General features: G+C 31.3%; 10 protein-coding genes. 8 read left to right on the top strand and 2 right to left on the bottom strand.

The genetic code is table 11. The features are described from left to right. Positions 1–79 precede the first annotated feature (79 nt). Positions 80–430 carry a 50S ribosomal protein L19 gene (gene rplS, locus GVY01_RS03705; RefSeq protein WP_017637117.1) on the top strand — a complete coding sequence of 117 codons (351 nt, stop codon included), beginning with the start codon at positions 80–82 and terminating at the stop codon, positions 428–430. 200 nt (positions 431–630) lie between these two features. Here the strand turns inward: rplS and GVY01_RS03710 are convergent, their stop codons facing one another. Together GVY01_RS03710 and GVY01_RS03715 are read right to left on the bottom strand one after the other, a co-directional pair. Then, complete coding sequence (locus GVY01_RS03710) at positions 631–3,240, bottom strand: YfhO family protein (protein ID WP_017637116.1); 2,610 nt, start codon at positions 3,238–3,240, stop codon at positions 631–633. Then, entirely contained in the window at positions 3,233–5,833 is a 2,601-nt protein-coding gene (locus GVY01_RS03715; RefSeq protein WP_159333647.1) for a YfhO family protein, read from the bottom strand. The genes GVY01_RS03710 and GVY01_RS03715 overlap by 8 nt, the downstream gene beginning before the upstream one ends. 261 nt (positions 5,834–6,094) lie before the next feature. Between GVY01_RS03715 and ylqF the strand changes: the two genes are divergently transcribed. From ylqF to trmFO, 7 genes are all read left to right on the top strand, one after another. Further along, the gene (ylqF, locus tag GVY01_RS03720) at positions 6,095–6,970 is read left to right on the top strand and encodes a ribosome biogenesis GTPase YlqF (protein WP_017638390.1); all 876 of its coding nucleotides are present in this window, start codon (positions 6,095–6,097) and stop codon (positions 6,968–6,970) included. Continuing rightward, positions 6,963–7,730, top strand: coding sequence for a ribonuclease HII (locus GVY01_RS03725; protein WP_017638389.1), 768 nt, complete (start codon positions 6,963–6,965; stop codon positions 7,728–7,730). The genes ylqF and GVY01_RS03725 overlap by 8 nt, the downstream gene beginning before the upstream one ends. 110 nt (positions 7,731–7,840) lie before the next feature. Beyond that, on the top strand, positions 7,841–9,007 hold the full coding sequence (gene sucC, locus GVY01_RS03730; protein WP_017638388.1) for an ADP-forming succinate--CoA ligase subunit beta: 1,167 nt from the start codon (positions 7,841–7,843) through the stop codon (positions 9,005–9,007). A gap of 21 nt (positions 9,008–9,028) precedes the next feature. Continuing rightward, positions 9,029–9,934, top strand: coding sequence for a succinate--CoA ligase subunit alpha (gene sucD, locus GVY01_RS03735; RefSeq protein ID WP_017638387.1), 906 nt, complete (start codon positions 9,029–9,031; stop codon positions 9,932–9,934). Between the two features lie 224 nt (positions 9,935–10,158). Further along, positions 10,159–11,028 carry a DNA-processing protein DprA gene (gene dprA / locus GVY01_RS03740; RefSeq protein WP_017638386.1) on the top strand — a complete coding sequence of 290 codons (870 nt, stop codon included), beginning with the start codon at positions 10,159–10,161 and terminating at the stop codon, positions 11,026–11,028. Between the two features lie 177 nt (positions 11,029–11,205). Then, positions 11,206–13,281 carry a type I DNA topoisomerase gene (gene topA / locus GVY01_RS03745; protein ID WP_026083538.1) on the top strand — a complete coding sequence of 692 codons (2,076 nt, stop codon included), beginning with the start codon at positions 11,206–11,208 and terminating at the stop codon, positions 13,279–13,281. 112 nt (positions 13,282–13,393) lie between these two features. Then, positions 13,394–14,701 carry an FADH(2)-oxidizing methylenetetrahydrofolate--tRNA-(uracil(54)-C(5))-methyltransferase TrmFO gene (gene trmFO, locus GVY01_RS03750; RefSeq protein ID WP_017638384.1) on the top strand — a complete coding sequence of 436 codons (1,308 nt, stop codon included), beginning with the start codon at positions 13,394–13,396 and terminating at the stop codon, positions 14,699–14,701. The last annotated feature ends 99 nt before the right edge of the window (positions 14,702–14,800 follow it).

A 14,800-nucleotide genomic window follows, 5' to 3' on the forward strand; every position in this document is an offset into this window, starting at 1 on the left:
AAAAAGCACTAAAAATCACTATGATCCGCTGCTATACATTTGTCTAGGCAAGAACATAGGTTGAAGGAGAGAATTTATAATGAGTAATCATAAGTTAATCGAAGCAGTAACTAAATCACAATTACGTACAGATTTACCTTCATTCCGTCCTGGTGACACTTTACGTGTACACGTTCGTATCATTGAAGGTTCACGTGAACGTATCCAAGTATTCGAAGGTGTTGTAATCAAACGCCGTGGTGGAGGAATTTCAGAAACTTTCACAGTTCGTAAAATTTCTTCAGGTGTAGGTGTGGAACGTACATTCCCATTACACACTCCAAAAATCGAAAAAATCGAAGTTAAACGTCGCGGTAAAGTACGTCGTGCTAAATTATACTACTTACGTCATTTACGTGGTAAAGCTGCTAGAATCCAAGAAATTCGTTAATCAGCATACTAATAACGTAGTTACGTATGGAGACTATACTTTAGAAAAGCCATTAAGTTATCTTAATATGATAGCTTAGTGGCTTTTTGTATGAATGGGTATATATTCGTTTGTGAATACAAATCCTTTAATGTTATTAAAAATCTATACAGAAAGTGTGAGTCCTATCAACTTAAACATTTGATAAGACTCACACTTTTTTAATTACTTTTATTTAATTTTTTAGTGAATATTATACTGCCTATGATACCAATAATTGAAATAATGATTAATAAGTAAAAATGAGGTGGTGTATAAGTTAGTTTAATCGTTTCTTGTCCTTTTTTAACAGGAATAGCTGTCATGATACCATTTGCTTTTTCAACTTTTTCTGTATGACCATCAATAGATGCCTTCATTCCTTTAGCATAAGGTATAGGCATAACTAAATAACCACTGTCATTTTTATCTTTTTTAATTGTATAACCATTTCGTTGTTTATCAATATGTACATGTTTTAATTGTTGCGTACTTTGTTTTAATGTTTGATAATTTTCGCCATATATACCTTTAACTTTAATACGATATTTTCCTTTAGATAGTTTTATATTTAAATCATCTGATGATTTAATACGCATTGTAACTGGGCTTACGAATCGTCGATATTTATAAGTGAGCTCATTACGGTTTTGACTGTAATCATTTACACCTACTGTATGTTTTTTATCTGGTGATAATAATTCAACATCCATTTCAACGTATAAATCTTTATATTGTTTAGAAATGGATTGAGGTAATTGAAGATGAATACCTCCATTATTTTTAGTAACTTCAATATGATTATTATCAAGTCGTTTAGCATTAACTAACGTACGTTTAGTATGTGATAACAGATTTGGATTTGAACTGAAAGACGTATTCGATTTATCGTCTTTCTGATTAAATACAACACCTTGAAGCATAGCTTGTTCTTGATCTAAAGGAGATTTTAAATCTTTCGCATCATATATTTTATTTGTAATATGTGCAGCTGGATAATGCATCATATTATGTGAATGAATCCATTGATCACCGCTGTCGTTAATTAACGCTTTCTTTTTAAATCCATAAGGCATATTTAAATCGTTAGGATGTCTAAGTCGATCTTCTACACCCCATAATGCCATTAAGTTTGCACGATTGCCTAGATAACGATAAGTACTATTTTTATCTACTGGCATATTGATTTGCATTGTCTTATCATAATACTTCAAAATGTCTCCATCAAAAATGCTTGAGTATAAAGAAATCCCATTATAGTGATAAATGAATGGTGAATTTAACCCGTAAAAAGACATGTAATCGATTCTAGACAATGGGTTGGACTGTGATTGTTTAATTTGTTGTATTTTATCGTTTAAAGTATGACCTCTATAGCTAGGATCATTGATATCCTTCATCGTTGATTGATAAGGCTCAATTGTCTTCTTAAAAGTCACATGTTCAATCGCTAATTGTTGTAGAAAAATGAGTAATATTAATAAAAGTTGGAGCCACCATTGATTAGCAAGCATAGGTTTTTTAATGATGAAACCTAATACGACAATAAGTATGATTGATACCGGAATCCAATAAATAGTATGACTTGCTTCCAAAAAGTAAATGATTCCATATAAACTAATAGGTATTGCAACTATTAAGTATTTTTTAAGTGATAATTCACTAATATGCTGTATTAATAATGCAACTAATGCGCTAGAAGATAACGTTAATGCATAAACCCAACGTCTTTGGGGCATTGAAAAACCATTAAATGCACTATCAAAGTATTGTGATAATGAGCCAATCAATAATATCCATGTCACTATGGCAAATAATCTAAAATAATAATGACGATATAATTTGAATGAAAATAAAGCAATAATTGTTATAAAAGTAATCGTTATATAAAATCCATCTGCAAAAATATTAAAATTACTGTTTGTAAGATCTGTCAATAAAGTGATTTCAAATTTAGAATTCTGTGCTCTATCATTGTTAAAAAATGAAGAAAGTCCTGTAAACAATCCAAATATACTGCTTAATACACTTAATATTACAGCAATTAGAAGCATATAGAATTTTTGCCATCTAGTCACAATATCTTTTGGATGCGTCATGATTATTCTATAAATAAAATAAAATCCTAATACGATTGCTTGATAATAACTAAAGTAAAAATTCATAAAAAGGGTCAAACCAATGGCAAATATAAAAAGTCCAATTTTCTTTTCTCTAAAGAAACGTTCCATAGAGAGTAAAGAAAGTGGTAATAGAATTAATAAATTACCATAAAAAGACCATGTAAAATTGTAGTAGATAACAACTGTAGAAATACAATACATTATTGTAGCTAAGATGACTGAAGTAGGTTTGAATTTTAAATATCTAAAGAAATAAAATGTACAAATAAATGTAAGAACGGTTCTAACATACGCCATTATTAATTGGTTTGCAGGCCAAAAATTGATATCGTGTGGGTGCGCTAATCCTATTTTTTCTAAAATCCAAATCCAACCAAAGTTAATCCACATAAGAGGTGACATTGAATAATAATAGGCAAGTCCTTTTACATAATCTCCACCTAAACCAAAGGATTCATCATAGAATCCTTTGAAAGTAGAGAAATGTTCATATAAATACATTTGAAATGGCATCATTTGTCTGAATCCATCTCCATTACCACTAAACACTGTTCCTTTAGTAATAAAAAGATAAATGAAAGGGAGATAAATGCATAGTGATAAAATAGCACTTGCAATGATAATTAATAATAGAAATGAATAAGGATTGGAAGTGATCTTTTTATACATTATGCTTTCTCTTCTTTCTCTTTATAGATTTTAAATATTTAATAAATATCAAACTTACAATCATACTAATTATTGATATAAAAATCATTGTATTCCATAAAGGTGGTTGATATTTAATGATGATCGTTTTGTCATTTTTATTTACTGGAACTCCTGTCATCATGCCATTAGCTTTATAGACTTCTGTTTTTTCACCATCTACGAAAGCTTTCATACCTTTTCTATAAGGAATATTGATGGTCGCAATACCTTTATTATGCTGATCTAAATTGACTTTCACACCATTTTTAATGTCCTGATAATTCATTTTAAAATTTGCATGTTGCTTTGCTTTTTTGAGCGTATCATAATTTTCACCATTTAGGTTTAATAATTGTAAGTTAAATGTACCTTTAGGAGATAATTGAATCGTGATATCGCCATTTTTATCTGGTTGAGCACGGTATAATTGGGTATCTACACCTGTGCGGTATACAGAATCGTTATATAGACGATTGTTATTATATTGATTTACGTTGACCGTATAATTGCTATCTGGAACACCTCTTTTGATCTTCATCGTTAAGTAAAAATCAGTATATTGAGTTCTTAATTTTTTAGGAATATGAAGTTTAATATGTCCTGTATTTTGAGTAACTTTAATATTATGATGCTTTAATTTAGAAATATTGTCGCTTGAAATTTTCACTCTGTTTAGTAAATTATCTGCTTTTTTATGATAGTTTTGTCCTTTTTTATTTAAAACAACACCATCTAACATGGCATGTTCACGGTCAATTGGTGTTTTTAAAGACTTTTCATTAAAAACGTTATTTGTAACTTTAACTGAAGGCAGATTTAGTGTGTTTTCATAAATTGAATATTGACCTGCTTTTTTAACCTTTTTAAAGTAACTTGGGACATTATCTTGATATTCTTTCAACATGAGATAACGAATTGAGAAAAGACTAGCTATATTTTGTCTACCATTTGTAGATTGATACCTACTTAATGATTCCTCTGCTAAGTTAATTTTTAAATCATCATAATAATCATCTAGAATATTATGATGGAAAATGCTTGAATATAGGCTCAATCCTTTGAAATTTTGATACATAGGTGTATTATCTTGCTCATTAACTCTCCAATCGATACGCTCATCCTCACGTTTAGATGATTTCATTTGATTAACTAGTGATCTTTGTAAATCTGAACTATACATATTTGAATTTAAGTAGAACGTATTAGCTCTATCCTTATGATCTTCAAAATAAATTTGATTTTTAATAAATACAAATGACACCATGATATTTAATAAAGCTATAGCAACAATATATAAATATGATAATTTAATACGGCTTGTTTTATCATTGAGTACTAAAATCAACAATCCTATAAGAGAAACTATAGGTACAAATATCATCCAAGCAACATAAGTATGATAGGCGAAGGCACTTATAAATATGACGCTTTGCGCAATAATATTTGTTAGAAGATAAGATTTAATTTTTACAGTTTTAAAATATTTAACATAAAGTCCTATTAACATAGCTGAATTAAATGCAATGATAAAATGCCATCTTTTTTGTGGGGCAGAGAATCCATTAAATAACTGGTCTATAAACGGTACAAAATTAAATAAAATAAATACAAAAGTTAGAATAGCAAACAAACGATAATAAAAATGTTTATATAATTTAAAGGATAAAATAGCTTGAATCGTAATAAATAAAATGACAATAAGATAATTATCAAAAAATAAATTTGTATTTGCATCTAGATGTTCAAAACGAGGCACTTTTCCTGTAAATGGAATACGTCGATTACCTAAATAACCTTGCACACTATGATAGAAAATAAATAAGCTATTCCCTAAAGATAAAATCCCACTGAGGATGAAAATCAAAAATGCCTGTTTACGTGAAACTTTATCATTGTCATGTTTAAACAAGATTCGAATGATAATATATCCTGCACCGATAATGAGTAAGTAATAAGCAAAGTAAAAATTATTAATTAATATCAATGTCATTGATGTTATGAATAAACCTATTTTTTTAGTTTTAAAAAATCGTTCAATCGAATATAACAATAATGGCAACCAAATAAACACATCACTGAAAAACGGCCAGTATACTGTAAATCTGAAATACAAAGGTGAAATTACAAATAAAAATGCCATTAACAAGCTAATGATGTGATTTTTTGTTAAGTGCTTTGCATATAAATATGTACAATAAAGCGCTAAACTTGCTTTGAAAATTGAAACGATAAGCGCATTGTTCATCCAAAATAATAATTGTGTAGTATCAATATGTATGAATAGCTTTAATAGCATAATTACTAAAACATTGATAATGAATATAATATTGGTTGAAAAGTAATAACTTAAATCTGTAAAGAAATCTCCACCTATTCCAAAGTCAGATGAATAAAACCAATTACCATGACTCCATTGATTAAATAAGTACATCTGGATAGGTACCATTTGTTCCATACCATCATTAGGGCCAGTAAATAGTATGCCGTCATGATAGAATTTATAAATAACATAACTATGACCAATTAATGATAGAAAGAAGAAAATAAGTGAGTATTTGAGAATTTTTTTCATGACTGACTCCTACTCCATATATTTATCTTGATTATAATTTTTTATGACTATTCCCAAATTGTAGGGGATAGTAATGACGATGAAAAGTATTTATACTTTAATTTAAACTATTTTACAGAATCTTAAAGTATAGAATCGCTAAAATATTTAAAAACAAGTTATTATAGTTCGCGTGTTAAACTAAACCTAGTTTATGAGAAGATGTTAGAGTATAATTTATACAATGTAAAAGATGAAAAGTATTGATGAAAGGTGATGACAATGACAATACAATGGTATCCTGGCCACATGGCCAAAGCTAAAAGGGAAGTAAGCGAACAATTAAAGAAAGTAGACGTTGTATTTGAACTTGTAGATGCACGTATTCCTTATAGTTCAAGAAACCCAATGATTGATGAAGTAATAAAACAAAAACCAAGAGTAGTTATTTTAAATAAAAAAGACATGACTAACTTAAAGGAATTGGAAAAATGGGAACAATTCTTTGAAAATAAAGGTTACTATCCAGTAGCTGTCGACGCTAAACATGGTAAAAATTTAAAAGATGTTGAAAAAGCAGCAATACAAGCGACGAAAGAAAAGTTCGATCGAGAAAAAGCAAAAGGATTAAGACCTAGAGCAATACGTGCCATGATAGTTGGTATTCCTAATGTAGGTAAGTCAACGCTAATTAATAAACTAGCGAACCGAAACATTGCTCAAACTGGTAATAAACCTGGAGTTACGAAACAACAACAATGGATTAAAGTAGGAAACTCGTTACAATTATTAGATACACCCGGAATTTTATGGCCAAAATTCGAAGATGAAGAAGTAGGGAAGAAACTAAGTCTAACTGGTGCAATTAAAGATAGCATCGTTCACTTAGATGAAGTAGCTATTTATGGACTTCAATTTATGATTAAAAAAGATTTAGTTGGTTTAAAATCACATTACAATATTGAAGTGGATGAAGATGCAGAAATATTAGAGTGGTTTGATGCAATTGGGCGTCGAAGAGGTTTATTACAAAAGGGTAATGAAGTGGATTATGAAGCGGTTATTGAGTTAATTATTTATGAAATTAGAAATGCTAAAATCGGCACATATTGCTTTGATATATTTAAAGAAATGAAGAGTGACATTGAACATGTCTAAAACGATTAAAGAAATGAAGCAGTTGCTTGAACAAATTGATACGATTGAAGAACTAGAACAACATGAAGCTAATTTGGATAATCGAAAAGGTGTACAGCAAGCAATTGCTAGTCGTAAAAAGCAATTAGAAAAAGAATTACAACTCATAGAACAATATCATGAGATGACTTTCTATGAAAATGAATTGTTAGCAAATAATGCCGACGAAGTTATTTGTGGCATCGATGAAGTGGGAAGAGGTCCACTTGCTGGACCAGTTGTAGCTTGTGCAGTGATTTTGAATAATGACCATAATTATCTAGGCCTTAATGACTCTAAAAAGGTATCTGCTAAAAATAGAGCAAAATTAAACCAACAATTAATAGATGGTGTTACTGAATACGCTTATGGTGTTGCAACAGCAGAAGAAATTGATCAATTCAATATATATAAAGCGACACAAATCGCCATGCAACGCGCAATAGACAATTTAAAATTAAAACCCACACATTTATTAATTGATGCGATGAAATTAGATAACGAAATTAACCAGACGTCTATTATTAAAGGTGATGCTAAAAGTGTATCAATTGCAGCAGCAAGTATTATGGCTAAAGAACATCGAGATAACTATATGAAAGAATTAGCTGAGCAATTTCCAGGATATGGATTTGAAAATAACGTTGGTTATGGTACTAAAGAACACCTTAAGGGTATAGAAGAATATGGCGTTATAAAAGAACACCGAAAAACGTTTGAACCTATTAAATCAATCAAATAATAGTTTGAATTTTAAATTAATTGCAAAAAAAGAGTGGTATCAGTTTACAATAACGCTTTCATTTTTTATAATTGAAAAGGAACTTAACCTAAGAAACAGGAGGATGGAAGATGAATATCCACGAGTATCAAGGTAAAGAAATATTTCGTTCAATGGGCGTAGCCGTTCCAGAAGGACGAGTAGCATTTACTGCTGAAGAAGCGGTGGAAAAAGCGAAAGAATTAGATTCAGATGTATACGTGGTTAAAGCACAAATACACGCTGGGGGTAGAGGTAAAGCAGGCGGTGTAAAAATTGCTAAATCACTATCTGAAGTTGAAACTTACGCTAATGAATTATTAGGTAAACAATTAGTTACACATCAAACAGGACCTGAAGGTAAAGAAGTTAAACGCTTATATATCGAACAAGGTTGCGACATTCAAAAAGAATATTATGTAGGATTTGTAATTGATCGTGCTACTGATAGTGTTACTTTAATGGCATCAGAAGAAGGCGGTACTGAAATTGAAGAAGTAGCTGCTAAAACTCCTGAAAAAATCTTTAAAGAAACAATTGATCCTGTTGTAGGATTATCACCTTATCAAGCACGTAGAATTGCTTTCAATATCAATATTCCTAAAGAATCAATTGGTAAAGCTGCTAAATTTTTAATGTCACTTTACAATGTATTTATTGAAAAAGATTGTTCAATCGTTGAAATTAACCCACTAGTAACAACTGGTGACGGTGAAGTTTTAGCATTAGATGCTAAATTAAACTTCGATGACAATGCTTTATTCAGACATAAAGACATTATGGAATTAAGAGATTTAGAAGAAGAAGATCCAAAAGAAATCGAAGCATCTAAATATGATTTATCATATATTGCATTAGATGGTGATATTGGTTGTATGGTTAATGGTGCAGGACTTGCCATGGCTACTATGGATACAATCAATCATTTTGGTGGAAATCCAGCTAACTTCTTAGACTGTGGTGGTGGCGCTACTAAAGAAAAAGTTACTGAAGCATTCAAAATCATTTTAGGTGACGAAAATGTTAAAGGTATCTTTGTAAATATCTTCGGTGGAATTATGAAATGTGATGTTATCGCTGAAGGTATCGTTGCAGCAGTTAAAGAAGTAGAGTTAACTTTACCACTTGTAGTACGTTTAGAAGGTACTAACGTAGAACGCGGTAAAGAAATCTTAAATGATTCAGGTTTAGCAATTGAGCCAGCATCAACTATGGCTGACGGCGCTCAAAAAATTGTTAAACTTGTTAAAGAATCATAAGGAAAGGATGGGAACACTAAGATGAGTGTATTTATAGATAAAAATACAAAAGTAATGGTACAAGGTATTACAGGGTCTACTGCCCTTTTCCATACGAAACAAATGTTAGATTATGGAACACAAATTGTCGCAGGGGTAACACCTGGTAAAGGTGGACAAGTAGTAGAAGGTGTTCCAGTATTCAATACTGTTGAAGAAGCTAAACAAGAAACTGGAGCAAACGTATCAGTAGTATACGTTCCAGCACCATTTGCTGCAGATTCAATTTTAGAAGCAGCAGATGCTGATTTAGATATGGTGATTTGTATTACTGAACATATTCCTGTTGTAGACATGGTTAAAGTTAAACGTTATTTACAAGGTAGAAAAACACGTTTAGTAGGACCAAACTGTCCAGGAGTAATTACAGCGGATGAATGTAAAATTGGTATTATGCCAGGTTACATTCACAAAAAAGGTCACGTAGGTGTTGTATCTCGTTCAGGTACATTAACTTATGAAGCAGTTCACCAATTAACTGAAGAAGGTATTGGTCAAACAACTGCTGTAGGTATTGGCGGCGACCCAGTTAACGGTACTAACTTCATCGATGTTTTAAAAGCTTTCAATGAAGATCCTGAAACTAAAGCTGTAGTAATGATTGGTGAAATCGGTGGTACAGCTGAAGAAGAAGCAGCTCAATGGATTAAAGAAAATATGGATAAACCTGTAGTTGGATTCATTGGTGGTCAAACAGCACCTCCAGGAAAACGTATGGGTCATGCTGGTGCGATTATTTCTGGTGGTAAAGGTACTGCTGAAGAAAAAATTAAAACACTTAACAGCTGTGGTGTACACACTGCAGATACACCTTCAGAAATCGGTACAACTTTAATCGAAGCAGCAAAAGAAGCAGGCATTTACGAAGAATTATTAACTATTAAATAATTTTAATTGATTAACTAGCTTAGGTGCTTTAAAGGCATCTAAGCTTTTTATTTGTGTGTCGTTATTTATATAGAAATATACAGCCACAATATAGCTTGAAAATGAAATGTCACGTTATCATTTTACTTCTTAAAATTGAATTACATTTTCCATTTATATGTTTATGAACTGTAACACAAAAGCAAGTTGTTTCTGTGTATAATTTAATTAAAGGAGCAATGATTTTGAACAAACATTTTTTACTTAAATTATACTGGGCTCAGTTTACTACTTCACAAATACATCAACTCAACCAATATTATCCACAGCTCTTTCATGTTAATGATTATGAACAAGAATCGTTATTACATTGTTGGATTACTCAATACCAGCCACGATTATTGCCTAAGTTCCTTGACTACAAACAATTTCAATATAATGAAATTATGAAAGTTCTTCGACAATTAGATATCAACTATATCACCTATTTTGATAAAGATTATCCCTATTTATTAAAAGAAATATATGATTATCCTTTTGTCTTATTTTATAAGGGTAATAAAGACATTTTAAAAAACGATAAAACTTTAGCTATAGTTGGTGCTAGAAAGTGTACAAACTATACAAGCCAAGCACTTAATTATCTTTTTCCTTCATTTAAAAGGGCTCAACTTACAATTGTATCTGGTCTTGCTGCAGGAGCAGATAGTGAGGCACATCAACAAGCATTGAATGCCTATTTGCCTACAATTGCTGTATTAGGTTATGGACATACACATCATTATCCAAAATCTACTTTTTCACTTAGAAAGAAAATTGAAGAACAAGGTATTGTTATTAGCGAATATCCACCATTTTCTCCAATAGCGAAATATAAATTTCCTGCAAGGAACAGATTGATTAGTGGTTTATCAAAAGGTGTTTTATTAACAGAAGCTAATGAAAGAAGTGGAAGTCGTATTACTATAGATTGTGCACTTGAACAAAATCGAAATGTCTATGTATTACCAGGAAAAATATTTGATACCTCAACAAAAGGGAATTTATTATTGCATCAAGAAGGCGCAACGATTGTTGTGAATGAACATGATATTTTACAAGACTATTCAATTTAAGAATATAGTGTATATTAAGCAATTAGACTGTAATAAAATGGATTAAAATCATTAAAGAAAAAGACAAATAGTTAATTAAAAAATATAACAAAATGCGTCATAAAATATTAAAACATTGACAAAAACAAAATTGACCGTTTATCATTTATCTTTAGTAATTAGATTAGCAAGGGGGAAATCACTTTGGCAGATAATTTAGTCATAGTTGAATCGCCTGCAAAAGCTAAAACCATTGAAAAGTATTTAGGAAAAAGATATAAAGTTATCGCTTCAATGGGACACGTTCGTGATTTACCTAGAAGTCAAATGGGCGTGGACACTGAAGATAACTATGAACCCAAATATATAACAATACGTGGTAAAGGTCCCGTAGTTAAAGAATTAAAGAAACATGCTAAGAAAGCTAAAAAAGTTTTCCTGGCTAGTGACCCTGACCGCGAAGGTGAAGCAATTGCTTGGCATTTATCAAAAATATTAGAATTAGAAGATTCAAAAGAAAACAGAGTAGTATTTAATGAAATAACAAAAGATGCTGTAAAAGATAGTTTCAAACACCCAAGAGGTATTGAGATGGATCTAGTTGATGCGCAACAAGCACGTCGTATACTTGATAGATTAGTTGGTTATAATATTTCTCCTGTATTATGGAAGAAAGTTAAAAAAGGTCTATCTGCAGGACGTGTACAATCTGTAGCATTGAAACTTGTTATTGATAGAGAAAATGAAATTAGAAACTTCAAACCTGAAGAATATTGGACAATAGAAGGAGAATTTAGATATAAAAAATCTAAATTCACAGCTAAATTTCTTCATTATAAAAACAAACCATATAAACTAAATAAAAAAGATGATGTTGAAAAAATCACTGCTGCATTAGATGGTGACGAATTTGAAATCACTAACGTGAATAAGAAAGAAAAAACACGTAATCCAGCTAATCCATTTACAACATCAACATTACAACAAGAGGCAGCGCGTAAACTCAATTTTAAAGCTCGTAAAACAATGATGGTTGCACAACAGCTTTATGAAGGTATTGATTTAAAGAAACAAGGTACAGTTGGTCTAATAACATATATGCGTACCGATTCAACTCGTATCTCAGACCAAGCAAAGTCTGAAGCTAAAAATTATATAATTGATAAATACGGAAACGAATATGTTTCTAAAAGAAAAGCAACTGGTAAACAAGGGGATCAAGATGCCCATGAAGCTATCAGACCATCAAGTACTTTAAGAACACCTGATGATATGAAACCATTCTTAACTCGTGATCAACATCGTTTATATAAATTGATTTGGGAACGTTTTGTTGCAAGTCAAATGGCTCCAGCAATTTTAGATACTATCGCTTTAGATGTAACACAAAATGACATTAAATTTAGAGCTAATGGTCAAACAATTAAGTTTAAAGGTTTCATGACATTATATGTTGAAACTAAAGATGACCAAGATAGTGAAAAAGAAAATAAATTACCTAAATTAGAACAGGGAGATAAAGTAACTGCCACTCAAATTGAACCTGCACAACACTTTACTCAACCACCACCAAGATTTACAGAGGCTAGACTAGTTAAAACATTAGAAGAATTAAAAATTGGTCGACCATCAACTTATGCACCAACAATTGACACAATTCAAAAACGTAATTACGTCAAACTAGATAGTAAACGATTCATGCCAACTGAATTAGGGGAAATTGTTTATGAACAAGTTAAAGAATACTTCCCTGAAATCATTGACGTTGAATTTACTGTAAATATGGAAACACTTCTCGATAAAATCGCTGAAGGCGACACAAATTGGAGAAAAGTAGTTGGAGATTTTTATAATAGTTTCAAACAGGACGTTGAACGTGCTGAAGAAGAAATGGAAAAAATAGAAATCAAAGACGAACCTGCAGGCGAAGATTGTGAAGTATGTGGCTCTCCGATGGTTATCAAAATGGGTCGATATGGTAAATTTATGGCTTGCTCTAATTTTCCAGATTGTCGTAATACGAAAGCCATCGTTAAAACAATTGGCGTGAAATGCCCAACTTGTAAAGATGGCGATGTTGTAGAACGTAAATCTAAGAAGAACAGAATTTTCTACGGTTGTTCAAATTATCCAGAATGCGAATTTATTTCATGGGATAAACCAATCGGTAGAGACTGTCCAAAATGTAATCATTACTTAGTTGAAAAGAAAAAAGGCAGAAGCAGCCAAGTAACTTGTTCAAATTGTGATTATAAAGAAGAAGTACAAAAATAGATATCTATATAAAAATAGCTACGCATTACATTGCGAGAGCTATTTTTATAGTTTTATTAATAAAATTACTCGTTAGAATTTTATATAAATGAGAATAGCAGGAGGCATTAACATGACACAAACAGTCAATGTAGTTGGTGCAGGTTTAGCTGGTTCTGAAGCTGCCTACCAATTAGCAGAAAGAGGAATTAAAGTAAATTTAATAGAAATGCGTCCAGTTAAGCAGACACCTGCACATCACACTGACAAATTTGCTGAACTTGTATGTTCAAACTCGTTAAGAGGTAATGCACTTACAAATGCTGTAGGTGTTTTAAAAGAAGAAATGCGACGCTTGGATTCACTTATTATTCAAGCAGCAGATAAAGCAAGAGTTCCAGCTGGTGGTGCACTTGCAGTAGATAGACATGATTTTGCAGGTTATATTACAGATACACTTAGAAATCATCCTAATGTGACAGTGCTAAATCAAGAAGTGCACAGTATTCCAGAGGGTTATACAATAATAGCTACTGGTCCACTTACAACTGAAAACTTAGCTAAAGAAATCGTAGACATTACTGGTAAAGATCAACTATATTTCTATGATGCTGCAGCACCTATCATTGAAAAAGATAGTATAGATATGGATAAAGTTTATTTAAAATCAAGATATGACAAAGGTGAAGCTGCTTATCTAAATTGTCCAATGACTGAAGAAGAGTTTGATCGTTTTTATAATGCTGTTTTAGAAGCAGAAGTAGCGCCTGTAAATGAATTTGAAAAAGAAAAATATTTTGAAGGTTGTATGCCATTTGAAGTTATGGCAGAACGTGGTCGTAAAACATTGTTATTTGGACCAATGAAGCCTGTTGGATTAGAAGATCCTAAAACAGGAAAAAGACCGTTCGCCGTAGTGCAATTAAGACAAGACGATGCTGCTGGCACACTATACAATATTGTTGGTTTCCAAACACATTTAAAATGGGGCGCACAAAAAGAAGTTATTAAGTTAATTCCTGGTTTAGAAAACGTAGATATCGTTAGATACGGTGTGATGCACAGAAACACATTTATTAACTCGCCAGATGTTTTAAATGAAAAATATGAATTAATTGGACATGACAACATTTACTTTGCTGGTCAAATGACAGGTGTAGAAGGATATGTTGAAAGTGCTGCAAGTGGTTTAGTTTCAGGTATTAACTTGGCACATAAATTATTAAATAAAGGTGAAGTCATTTTCCCAAGAGAAACAATGATTGGTAGTATGGCATATTACATTTCTCATGCTAAAAATGAAAAGAACTTCCAACCGATGAACGCTAATTTTGGATTATTACCATCGTTAGAAAAACGTATTAAAGATAAAAAAGAAAGATATGAAACTCAAGCGAATCGTGCTTTAGAATATCTTGAGAATTATAAAAAAACATTATAATTTTCAAGTACATGAACTAGGTGGCAAATGCTATCTAGTTTTTTGTTGGTTACTGCTTATAAAGATATAGTGTTACAATTCTCGAAAGATTTTGAATTG

The organism is Staphylococcus sp. 8AQ (assembly GCF_902506595.1).
Taxonomy (GTDB): Bacteria; Bacillota; Bacilli; order Staphylococcales; family Staphylococcaceae; genus Staphylococcus; species Staphylococcus pasteuri.

Bases quoted from the DNA above. Each gene is read 5' to 3' on its own strand.
- rplS (WP_017637117.1), top strand. From the start codon at position 80: ATGAGTAATCATAAGTTAATCGAAGCAGTAACTAAATCACAATTACGT.
- GVY01_RS03710 (WP_017637116.1), bottom strand. From the start codon at position 3,240: ATGTATAAAAAGATCACTTCCAATCCTTATTCATTTCTATTATTAATT.
- GVY01_RS03715 (WP_159333647.1), bottom strand. From the start codon at position 5,833: ATGAAAAAAATTCTCAAATACTCACTTATTTTCTTCTTTCTATCATTA.
- ylqF (WP_017638390.1), top strand. From the start codon at position 6,095: ATGACAATACAATGGTATCCTGGCCACATGGCCAAAGCTAAAAGGGAA.
- GVY01_RS03725 (WP_017638389.1), top strand. From the start codon at position 6,963: ATGTCTAAAACGATTAAAGAAATGAAGCAGTTGCTTGAACAAATTGAT.
- sucC (WP_017638388.1), top strand. From the start codon at position 7,841: ATGAATATCCACGAGTATCAAGGTAAAGAAATATTTCGTTCAATGGGC.
- sucD (WP_017638387.1), top strand. From the start codon at position 9,029: ATGAGTGTATTTATAGATAAAAATACAAAAGTAATGGTACAAGGTATT.
- trmFO (WP_017638384.1), top strand. From the start codon at position 13,394: ATGACACAAACAGTCAATGTAGTTGGTGCAGGTTTAGCTGGTTCTGAA.